Annotated in this window: 11 protein-coding genes; 10 read left to right on the forward strand and 1 reads right to left on the reverse strand. The window is 37.2% G+C overall.

The features are described from left to right. The first annotated feature begins 102 nt into the window (after window positions 1-102). The 9 genes from serA (at window position 103) to ACIR131C_RS0102090 (ending at window position 8,429) form a co-directional block, all read left to right on the forward strand. A complete protein-coding gene (gene serA / locus ACIR131C_RS0102050; protein ID WP_028088863.1) occupies window positions 103-1,683 on the forward strand; it encodes a phosphoglycerate dehydrogenase in 1,581 nt (526 codons plus the stop codon). Window positions 1,684-1,948: 265 nt separating this feature from the next. After that, the gene (gene prmA / locus ACIR131C_RS0102055; protein ID WP_028088864.1) at window positions 1,949-2,848 is read left to right on the forward strand and encodes a 50S ribosomal protein L11 methyltransferase; all 900 of its coding nucleotides are present in this window, start codon (window positions 1,949-1,951) and stop codon (window positions 2,846-2,848) included. 19 nt (window positions 2,849-2,867) lie between these two features. Continuing rightward, window positions 2,868-3,917: an agmatinase family protein gene (locus ACIR131C_RS0102060; RefSeq protein ID WP_028088865.1), complete on the forward strand. Its 1,050-nt coding sequence runs from the start codon at window positions 2,868-2,870 to the stop codon at window positions 3,915-3,917. A 444-nt stretch (window positions 3,918-4,361) separates the two neighbouring features. Beyond that, window positions 4,362-4,736, forward strand: coding sequence for a VOC family protein (locus ACIR131C_RS0102065; protein ID WP_028088866.1), 375 nt, complete (start codon window positions 4,362-4,364; stop codon window positions 4,734-4,736). 75 nt (window positions 4,737-4,811) lie between these two features. Beyond that, a complete protein-coding gene (locus ACIR131C_RS0102070) occupies window positions 4,812-5,258 on the forward strand; it encodes an NUDIX domain-containing protein (protein WP_028088867.1) in 447 nt (148 codons plus the stop codon). Between the two features lie 11 nt (window positions 5,259-5,269). Further along, complete coding sequence (tmpR, locus tag ACIR131C_RS0102075) at window positions 5,270-5,989, forward strand: bifunctional dihydropteridine reductase/dihydrofolate reductase TmpR (RefSeq protein ID WP_028088868.1); 720 nt, start codon at window positions 5,270-5,272, stop codon at window positions 5,987-5,989. An 89-nt stretch (window positions 5,990-6,078) separates the two neighbouring features. After that, window positions 6,079-6,966 (forward strand): dihydropteroate synthase, encoded by an 888-nt coding sequence (locus ACIR131C_RS0102080; protein WP_028088869.1) that lies wholly within the window; start codon window positions 6,079-6,081, stop codon window positions 6,964-6,966. Window positions 6,967-7,010: 44 nt separating this feature from the next. After that, on the forward strand, window positions 7,011-7,436 hold the full coding sequence (gene queD, locus ACIR131C_RS0102085) for a 6-carboxytetrahydropterin synthase QueD (protein ID WP_028088870.1): 426 nt from the start codon (window positions 7,011-7,013) through the stop codon (window positions 7,434-7,436). Between the two features lie 6 nt (window positions 7,437-7,442). Further along, complete coding sequence (locus ACIR131C_RS0102090; protein ID WP_028088871.1) at window positions 7,443-8,429, forward strand: NAD(P)/FAD-dependent oxidoreductase; 987 nt, start codon at window positions 7,443-7,445, stop codon at window positions 8,427-8,429. Here ACIR131C_RS0102090 and folK read toward each other — a convergent pair. Beyond that, window positions 8,424-8,948, reverse strand: a complete 525-nt coding sequence (gene folK / locus ACIR131C_RS0102095) for a 2-amino-4-hydroxy-6-hydroxymethyldihydropteridine diphosphokinase (RefSeq protein ID WP_051347472.1) — start codon at window positions 8,946-8,948, stop codon at window positions 8,424-8,426. The genes ACIR131C_RS0102090 and folK overlap by 6 nt on opposite strands. Window positions 8,949-9,105: 157 nt before the next feature. Here folK and ACIR131C_RS0102100 point away from each other — a divergent pair, with 157 nt between their 5' ends. Beyond that, a complete protein-coding gene (locus ACIR131C_RS0102100; protein ID WP_081677144.1) occupies window positions 9,106-10,104 on the forward strand; it encodes an L-histidine N(alpha)-methyltransferase in 999 nt (332 codons plus the stop codon). The last annotated feature ends 191 nt before the right edge of the window (window positions 10,105-10,295 follow it).

A 10,295-nucleotide genomic window follows, 5' to 3' on the forward strand; every position in this document is an offset into this window, starting at 1 on the left:
CCCAACTTACTTAGATTTCATGATTCTGTGCAGCTTTACATGAAATTGGTATAAACTGAAAAATCTTGTACAGCACAATCTGTTAACTAAAATCGAGTTATTATGTCTAAGGTTCTTGTCTCTGATCCAATTGATCAAGTTGGGATTGATATTCTTTCTCAAGTGGCTACAGTTGATATCAAAACTACGTTGAAACCCGATGAACTTAAAGCTATCATTGGTGAGTATGATGCGCTGATGATTCGTTCTGGAACTCGCGTCACTCAAGATATTATAGAGGCTGGAGTCAAATTAAAAATTATTGGCCGCGCTGGCGTGGGAGTGGATAATGTTGATGTCCCCGCAGCTACTCGCAAAGGTATTGTCGTTGTCAATTCTCCAGAGGGTAATACCATTGCGGCCGCAGAACACGCTCTAGCTATGATGTTATCCCTATCTCGTCATATTCCTGATGCTAATGCCTCAGTCAAACGTGGTGAATGGGACCGCAAAAGTTATGTTGGTTCAGAAGTATACAAAAAAACTCTCGGTGTTGTCGGCTTAGGTAAAATAGGTTCTCATGTTGCTTCCGTAGCTAAAGCCATGGGAATGAAACTTTTAGCCTATGATCCATTTATCTCTACAGAAAGAGCCGAACAACTTGGTTGTCAACTAGTGGAGTTAAATTTGCTCTTCCAGCAAGCTGATTATATCACCTTGCACATTCCTAAAACCTCAGAAACCGCTAATTTAATCAACGCCAAAACTTTGGCTTTAATGAAACCCACCACCAGAATTATTAATTGCGCCCGTGGTGGTATTATAGACGAAGCAGCTTTGGCTGTGGCTATTAAAGAGGGTACAATTGCTGGCGCTGCTTTAGATGTGTTTGATTCTGAACCCTTGGGTGAATCTGATTTGCTAGGTTTGGGTAAAAATGTCATTCTTACTCCTCACCTCGGTGCTTCTACGGCTGAAGCCCAGGTCAACGTGGCTATAGACGTGGCTGAACAAATTCGGGATGTGTTATTAGGATTACCAGCCCGTTCCGCTGTGAATATTCCCGGACTCGGTCCTGATGTCCTTGAAGAGTTTAAACCCTATATGGAATTAGCGGAAACTTTGGGAAATTTAGTTGGTCAACTCACAGGTGGCAGAGTAGAGACACTTAATGTTACCCTACAAGGGGACTTGGCAACTAATAAAAGTCAGCCTCTGATTATAGCCGCTCTCAAAGGACTACTTTACCAAGCCCTCCGCGAACGGGTAAATTATGTTAACGCTAACATAGAAGCAAAAGAAAGAGGTATTCGCGTAATTGAAACTAGGGATGCTTCAGCCCGTGACTATGCAGGTTCATTGCACTTACAAGCTACAGGTACTTTAGGTACACATTCTGTAACTGGTGCTTTATTGGGTGATAAGGAAATTCACCTAACTGACATTGACGGATTTCCGATTAATGTCCCCCCCAGTAAATATATGTTGTTTACTCTCCACCGTGATGTACCAGGTATCATTGGTAAACTCGGTTCTCTTCTGGGCAGTTTTAATGTCAATATTGCTAGTATGCAGGTCGGTAGAAAAATCGTTCGTGGTGATGCTGTGATGGCTTTGAGCATTGATGATCCTCTACCTGAAGGCATTTTAGAGGAAATTAAGAAAGTATCGGGCATTAGGGACGCTTATACAGTGACACTTTAATCCTAGACTGTGATTTTTTTTGATTTATGAGATCAGGATGATTAAGTAATTTGATAATTAGAATATCATTTTAATTATCTAACAATAAGATTCTCGACTTCTTTCCAGAGGTCGGGAATTTAAAACTTTCCATGTTCAAAAATAAAATGAGCAATTTAACCGCAGATAAACCCAGCTATGAATCTACTTCAGTGGACTAGAAAATGCTATATTCTGATGGTTTGGTTTGTTTTTGCACCATTACCTATTACTAATCTCAAATTCTATGGCAAATACTTGGTGGGAAATCAATATTATATCTAACCCAGATTTAGAAGATACTATATATTGGCGATTAGAAAACTTTGGCACTCGTGGTACAGCAGTGGAAATTAAAGACCATAACTTATTGGTTAAGGCTTATTTGCCCAGTTTTCAAGCAGAATTACCAGATTTGCAAGAATTATCATCATCCTTGGGTGAAGATGCTATATCCGTAGGATTCCCCCCTCCTGTGCTAAATTGGCACTTAATTGATGAAGAAGACTGGTCCAGTAGTTGGAAACAACATTGGCAACCCGAGGAAATAGGCGATCGCTTCTTGATTAATCCCGCTTGGCTACCTTTACCCACTACTACAGACCGCTTAATCATACTTCTTGATCCTGGTGTAGCCTTTGGTACGGGTAATCACGCTACCACTCAATTATGTTTAGAATCCCTAGAAATGCACTTTTCTAACATAACAGAGAACCAAAAACCCTCGACCATTGCCGATATTGGTTGTGGTTCAGGTATTCTAGGTGTTGGGGCAATATTACTAGGTGCTACTAAGGTCTATGCCGTTGATAATGATCCCTTAGCAGTCAAATCTACTTTTAGTAATTGCACTCTGAATCATATCCCTCCAGATTGTTTGATACCTTTAGAAGGTAGTGTAAACACGGTCAGGAAAACAATTGATCAACCAGTAGATGGTATTGTTTGCAACATTTTAGCCGATGTCATTATTCAATTACTCCCAGAAATGACCGCAATTACTAAATCTAGCACTTGGGGTATATTTAGTGGTATTTTAATAGGACAATCAAAAGCTGTTGCTAATGCTTTAGAACAAAATGGTTGGACTGTGACTAATATCCGGGAGAAAAAAGAATGGTGTTGTTTAAATGCCCGTCGTTCCTAATTTTTTGCAGGTACAAGTAATGAATAACCCACTACAAACATATAATCCTAATGATATTGCTGAAGAAAATGGTAACTTTCTCGGTTTACCATTTAACTATGAATCAGCTAAATTAATCATTTTTTCTGTTCCCTGGGAAGTCACTGTTTCCTATCATCAAGGTACAGCACAAGGACCACAAAGAATTGCCGACGCTTCTTTACAAATAGACTTATTTGATTTTGATCATCCTCAAGGTTGGCAACAAGGTATCTTTCTGGAAAGACATACCGCAGAAATGTTAGAAAGAAATGAATACTATCGTGGCCAAGCAGCAAAAATTATCAAAAGTCTAGCACAAGGTCTAAAAATATCCCATTCTCAAAATTTAAAAGATACTCTTGTTAGTGTTAATCATGGTTGTCAACAAATTAATGAATGGTTATTTAAAGAATGTCAAAAAGCTTTAAATTTAGGTAAAAAAGTCGCTGTTATTGGTGGTGATCATAGCGTTCCTTTGGGTTATTTTCAAGCTTTAGCTACTCAATATGATGACTGGGGAATTTTACATATTGATGCCCATGCGGATTTAAGAAATGCCTATGAAGGTTTTGAATTTTCCCATGCTTCCATTATGTTTAATGCCATGAAAATACCGCAAATTTCCAAGTTAGTCCAAGTGGGTTTACGGGATATTTGTGATGATGAAGTAGAGATGATTAATCAATCTAATCAGCGCATTATTGCCTACTATGATCCAGTAATTAAACAACAATTATACTCTGGTAAAAATTGGCTAGATTTATGTCGAGAAATTATCAGTCATTTACCAGAAAAAGTTTATATTAGTTTTGATGTTGATGGTTTAGATCCCAAACTTTGCCCCCATACTGGTACTCCCGTTCCCGGAGGACTGGAATTAGAACAAGTTTATTGTCTATTCCGAGAAGTAGTGAATACTGGTAGGGAAATTATTGGTTTTGATGTTTCTGAAGTTGGTAATGCGGAATGGGATGGTAATGTTGGTGCGCGAATAGTCTATAAATTAGCGAATTTTTTAGATTTGTCACAGATAAAAGTTAAAAATTAACAATCATCAATTGGCATTTTGGCATTTGCGGACGGGACTAATTCCGTCCTTTATTTTTGGCTATGGAAATGGTTTATTATCAGATTTTAGGATATTTGTACACATACCATAGGAAGATGCTAGAAATGGATTAAATGGGTTAAATTAATTCGGGATGTTGTTATGCACTGGATTTAAGTCAAGGTTTGGTTCTCAACCAGACCTTTTTTATTGTTCATTTTCTCTTGGGTTGGTGATTTCAGAGAAAACTATTTGACAATTTGTGGTAATTTATGTATTGCTGATTGCCGACAATCCTGATTATGTCTAATTTTTTTGATCAGATGATCAGATGTTTATTGGTTATACCATTTCCTAATCCACCGAGGTACAGATTTATCTGCGGTTATCTGCGTTTATCTGCGTTTAATTCTGACTTCTTTGATCTCACTTGAATCTACAATTATGCAAATTATCCAGAGTCTTCATACTGCTATTCTCATAACTGATTTAGACCGTTCTGAGTATTTTTATACTCATATATTAGGACTTGAAAAAGTAGAACGTCCTTTAAAATATCCTGGTATCTGGTATCAAATTGGTAACTATCAACTGCATCTGATTGTTGCGCCTACTGTACCCACCGATAAGCAACAAGAAAAATGGGGACAAAATCCTCATATCGCTTTTGCTGTCATGGATTTAGAAATAATTAAAAGCGAATTAACAGCTAAAAATTATCCGTTTCAAGCTAGTGCTTCTGGCCGACCAGCGATTTTTATTCAAGATCCAGATCAAAATATAATTGAACTTAGTCAGGCATTTGCTGATAAAATCTAAACGATACTAATATTAAGTATCGCCAAAAGTCAGTCGTCGTGGGGTGCGGAGGTAAATATGCAGTATCAGACCACTATGAAACCAACATCTGTACAAAAGCAGTTCCCTCTGACTACTGTAGGAGCGCTGGTTATCAATTCTCTCGGACAGGTGTTAATTGTTAAATCTACCAAGTGGAGAGGTGCTTGGGGTGTACCAGGGGGAAAAGTAGATTGGGGTGAAACTCTAGAATCTGCACTTCTGAGGGAGTTTCAGGAAGAAGTCGGGTTAGACTTAACTAATGTGCGTTTTGCGTTGCTACAAGAAGCAGTGCTAGACTCACAATTTGTGCGACCTGCCCATTTTATTATGATCAACTATTACGCATTTTCACTGAGAAATACGATTACACCTAATCAAGAAATTGAGGAATGGGCTTGGGTGACTCCCGCACAAGCAAAGGAATATCCTCTCAATAGTTATACTCAAGTATTAATTGAGGATTTTGTAGAAAATAACATTGGTAATTTATATAGGAATTAGGTTTAACAATAATGCTGAAAAAAGCACTGGTGACTGGATCATCATCGGGAATTGGTAAGGCTATTGCTCTCGATTTAGCTGCTAAAGGATTTGATGTAGCATTTCATTGTCATAAGAGTGTGGAAGCCTGTAATCTAGCCCGTCAGGAGGCTGATAAGTACGGCGTTAAAACTGTTACTTTACAAGCGGATCTAAGAAATCCTGAACAAGCGGAGTTTTTAGTCAAAAGTGCTGCTGAGGAATTGGGAGGTCTATCTGTTGTTGTCAATAATGTGGGTAACTACTTAGACAGACCAACGAGCCAATTGTCAGTAGAAGAATGGCATGAAATTATTAATTCTAATCTCCATGCTACATTTTATGTCACTAAAGCTGCACTACCTTACCTGAAAGCTGCTAATGGGGGACGTATCGTCAATATTGGTTGTGCTGGTGCCCAAAATCTCCTCGCGCGTTATACTAATACACCTTACTTAATTGCTAAAACTGGCATTATCATCTACTCAAGGTCTTTAGCAAAGGAAGTAATTACAGATAAAATTACTGTTAATGTTGTATCTCCAGGAATAGCAGAAAATTCCTTTGATTTGCAGGAATCTTTACCTGAACTACCTACTAAGCGACCTGCAACTTTACAAGAACTGGCTCATGCAGCCTGGTTTTTTATTAGCCCAGAATCTGATTATATCACAGGGCAGGTATTAGAAGTTTCCGGTGGATGGAGGTTGTAATCAGGTGTGGTGATGATTTGGTTATTTTTGCTCAATGCTTGTGAACAGCTAATAAAAAACTATTGTCTATCAAAAAAAGGATTGGAAATATGTTGAAGATTGAAGACATTTACGAAATATATGAAAAATATCATGATGCTCTGCAAGTAAAAGTAGAAGAATTTACAATTGGTGAGAAAAAATTTAATTTTAATTCCGAATCAGCAATTTTAGGAGTGATTAATCTTTCTAATGATTCTTGGTACAGAGAAAGCGTATGTTTAAGTTCAGAACAAGCTATTCGCAGGGGATTAGTATTAAAGGCTCAAGGTGCTGATATTATAGATATTGGTGCTGAATCTACTTTAGAAAAAGCAGAAAGAGTTGAGGATATTCGACAAAATTCCCAAATTTTACCCGTACTAAAATCTCTGAGTCAACAGGGGGTTTTAACTTCCATTGAAACTTATTATCCTCAAGTTGCTAGGGAATGTTTACAAGCTGGCGCTAATGTGATTAATCTAACGGGTGCTTTTGATAGTGAGAAAATTTATCAAGCTGTATCTGAATTTGACGCTGGGGTGATTATCTGTTATGTTCAAGGTAAGAATGTCAGAGAAGTTGGTGATTTTGATTTTGGTGATGATCCAACAAAATTAATGTATGAATATTTTGCTAATGAAATAGAAATCGCAGCTAAATATGGGGTGAGAAAAATCTTTGTTGATGCTGGTTTGGGGTTTTATTATAAAAATCTCCAGGATAGTTCTTTGCGAATTAGTTATCAAATGAAAACTTTTTTGACTACTTTTAGACTGAGAAAATTAGGTTTTCCTATCTGTCATGCTCTCCCTCACGCTTTTGAATATTTTGGAGAAGAAGTAAGAAGTGCAGAATCATTTTTTGCGGTTTTAGCAGCATTAGGAAAAACAGATTTATTCAGAACTCATGAAGTTCCTAAAGTTAAAGCAGTGTTAGATACACTGCATTCATTTTAAGTATCCAAGTATTGGGGAATTTGGGATATAATTGGGATATAATAATGACTTCAAAGCCGGAATCTGAATCTTTTTTAGAAACTTGGATAATTGGTAAGGAATTCAGGTTTGAAGCTGCTCACCAATTACCGAATCATGATGGTAAATGTGCTAGATTACATGGTCATTCTTGGCGCGGTGTTGTCTATGTTACAGGGGATAAACTGATAAATTCAGGTGTTAAACAGGGGATGATTATGGATTATGGTGATATATCAAAATACATAAAACCCCTCTTGGAAAATTATCTGGATCATTACCATTTAAATGAATCCACTGGTTTAGCTAATCCTACCAGTGAAGCGATCGCTAAATGGATTTATGAACAGCTTGAACCCCAAATTCCCGGACTTGTCGCAGTGAGAATTGATGAAACTTGTACCAGTCAATGTATTTACTCCAAGGGAAAAGTTAATTTTTTGGGCTTTTAAATTAACATGAATAAAATTGTTGCTGTGGTTGGTGGTGGTCCATCTGGTATGTCTTGCGCTCTCTGGTTAAAACATCTCGGTTTTGTTCCCATTCTCATTGAAAAGAATGAAAAATTAGGAGGACTACAAACGTTAAGCCATTTTCAAAATGTCTGGTACTTGGGAATACCGGGAAAAACTGGATATGAACTTGCAGATCAATTTCACCGTCATGTTGAAGCAGAAATGCTTTCTACAGTTTTGGATTCTTCAATAAAGGAGATCACCAAGGTAGGAGATGATTTCAGAATTGTTACTGACAAAACTGAAATTACAGCACGATATATGGTTATTGCCACAGGTCAGCGAGTTACAGGATTTGAAGCTATAGAATCAGTTCCCGGAAGTAAATATCTCCTTTCTTCCCAGCGTGTTTGCTTTAACCCTGGTGCCACTCCCTTATTGGGATCTAAGGTATCAGGAGGGGTAGTTGCTGTAGTCGGAGGTGGTGATAATGGATTAGTAACAGCCAGAATTTTAGGTAACACATCCCAACATATTCACCTGTTTATTCGCTCTGAAATCCGAGCATTTGAGGTGAACAAAAGAGCCATGTTTGAACTTGGAGCCGGTCGAGTCACTGTACATCAACCCGCAAAAATTCAGAGATTTGAGATGCGCGAAGAGAAGATTTATATGCTTTTCCAAGATGAAAACAACCAAGAAAAAGCGTTACTTTTTGACTATCTCTGTTTTCGTTTGGGTTTTACACCGAATGTTGAGGAGTTAGTGCGACTTTTTGAGCAAGGAGGAGTGGGTTCTGTGAAACTGACCGAAAAAGGATATATTGCCACTGATCAATTTCTCAGAACATCAATCCCCAATATTTACGCGGCTGGAGATGTGACAAATCCTAGAGATCCCTGTGTCGCAACTGCGGTTGCTCATGGTGCAATTGCAGCACGCAGTGTAGAAGAAGATTTAGGACTTAGAGGTTACAAGAAAAGCTTATAAATTGATAGATAAACTCACATCAGAACGGTCTAATTTTTGCAGGAGTTGTGAAATAGGTTCTCTAGAAACTGGTTCTATCCAATCTGGTGCAATTTCCGCTAATGGAACTAAAACAAAGGCTCTCTGGGTCATTCGAGGATGGGGAATTTGTAAATCTGGTGTTTCTAAAATCAAGTCATCAAATAGTAGTACATCTAAATCTAGGGTTCTAGGTCCCCAATGTTCTTGACGAACTCGACCAAATTCTTGTTCAATATTGAGCAGAGTTTCTAGCAATTTCTGGGGACTGAGTTGCACTTCTAAAATAGCCGCACCGTTTAAATAATCTGGTTGTGATGGTCCGCCTACAGGAGCGGTTCTGTACCAACTAGATTTGGCTTTTATGGTAATACCCGGAGTTTTTTCCAGGCTGTTAATTGCACCTTCTAAAATAGCTAAAGATTCCCCCATATTACTACCAAGAGCGATCGCACTTAATGAAGATTTTATCGTTGTTTTCAGGTCAGATTTATCAATCATAAATTTGTAGGTGTCAGGAAATTATTAATATATTATCAGATAATATCAGATATTTTCACAAAATTGCTTGATCTAAAAAGCTGAATTTAGAGTATCATATAACTAATAACTACTAATTTAACTAACCAGGTTCATCAGCACCAAGGAATTTACTATTATGTCTACAATGTCCAACGGCTTTGAAAAAGTATATGTCCATCCTAGTCAATTTCCCAACAAGATTTATCAAGATTATTTAGATTGCTTTTCTGTAAGTAAAATAAATCATAAATTTCACTATGACACTGTTAAACAAAGTCAGAAATGGTTAAAAATTCATGAATATTATTCTCCAGCTAGAACTAATGATGATTGTATTAATGCCTATGCAGTATGTTTTCAAAAAACTGCGGAATTTCTGGACATTAATACCAATATACAAGTAATTGGATTAGGTTGTGGCGGTGGTGCAAAAGATCATCTTTTAGTATCTTATCTCTTGAATACAGAAAGGGAAATAATTTATTATCCTATTGATGTTAGTTTATCCCTGGCTTTAATTTCTGGTCAAAAAATTAGGGAATCTTATCCTCAAGTCTCTATACAGCCAATTGTTTGTGATTTACCTTGTGCTGATGATTTAATACTCCATCTTCATGATCAAGGAAAAGGACACAGAAAGATCATCACATTTTTTGGCATGATTCCTAATTTTACTCCTGATGAAATTTTGCCTATTTTAAGTAATTTTCTACAACCAGGAGATATTTTACTCATGAGTGCAAACTTAGCACCGGGAGACGATTATCTAACAGGAATTAACAAGATTTTGCCACAGTATGATAATGAATTAACCAAAGATTGGTTAATGACAGTGTTAGTTGACGCGGGGATAAATCCAGACCATGGGACTATTAAATTCTCCCTAAAAGATGATCCAAACCATCAAGAATTAACAAGAATTAATGCTCAGTTTGAAGTAGAAACTAATATAGATTTGAAATTAGATGATCAAATCATGCACTGGAAAAATGGTGATCAAATTCAATTATTTTTCTCCTATCGTTATACAACTGCTAAACTGCAAAACATTCTCAAACAATATGATATTATCATCCTAGATTATTGGGAAGGTGCAAATCAAGAAGAGGGAGTTTATTTTTGTCAAAAGATATAAAACAAAAACATCCCTAAGAAATTGCAAAACCCCTCTCCTACAAGTTTCTCTATCATTTCCTTGTAGGTAGGGTTTGCAAAAATAAGCCAAGGATATGAGGATAAGCTGTTGTGTATTAATTTGTATAAGTCTGGCGGGCAAGATGCCCACCCCACAAGATTTAATAGTGACACTCTGCGCTGTTGTGTATT

The sequence above is a fragment of the Dolichospermum circinale AWQC131C genome, assembly GCF_000426905.1.
GTDB lineage: Bacteria > Cyanobacteriota > Cyanobacteriia > Cyanobacteriales > Nostocaceae > Dolichospermum > Dolichospermum circinale.

Bases quoted from the DNA above. Each gene is read 5' to 3' on its own strand.
- ACIR131C_RS0102080 (WP_028088869.1), top strand. From the start codon at position 6,079: ATGTTGAAGATTGAAGACATTTACGAAATATATGAAAAATATCATGAT.
- ACIR131C_RS0102070 (WP_028088867.1), top strand. From the start codon at position 4,812: ATGAAACCAACATCTGTACAAAAGCAGTTCCCTCTGACTACTGTAGGA.
- ACIR131C_RS0102100 (WP_081677144.1), top strand. From the start codon at position 9,106: ATGTCTACAATGTCCAACGGCTTTGAAAAAGTATATGTCCATCCTAGT.
- folK (WP_051347472.1), bottom strand. From the start codon at position 8,948: ATGATTGATAAATCTGACCTGAAAACAACGATAAAATCTTCATTAAGT.
- ACIR131C_RS0102090 (WP_028088871.1), top strand. From the start codon at position 7,443: ATGAATAAAATTGTTGCTGTGGTTGGTGGTGGTCCATCTGGTATGTCT.
- serA (WP_028088863.1), top strand. From the start codon at position 103: ATGTCTAAGGTTCTTGTCTCTGATCCAATTGATCAAGTTGGGATTGAT.
- ACIR131C_RS0102065 (WP_028088866.1), top strand. From the start codon at position 4,362: ATGCAAATTATCCAGAGTCTTCATACTGCTATTCTCATAACTGATTTA.
- queD (WP_028088870.1), top strand. From the start codon at position 7,011: ATGACTTCAAAGCCGGAATCTGAATCTTTTTTAGAAACTTGGATAATT.
- ACIR131C_RS0102060 (WP_028088865.1), top strand. From the start codon at position 2,868: ATGAATAACCCACTACAAACATATAATCCTAATGATATTGCTGAAGAA.
- tmpR (WP_028088868.1), top strand. From the start codon at position 5,270: ATGCTGAAAAAAGCACTGGTGACTGGATCATCATCGGGAATTGGTAAG.
- prmA (WP_028088864.1), top strand. From the start codon at position 1,949: ATGGCAAATACTTGGTGGGAAATCAATATTATATCTAACCCAGATTTA.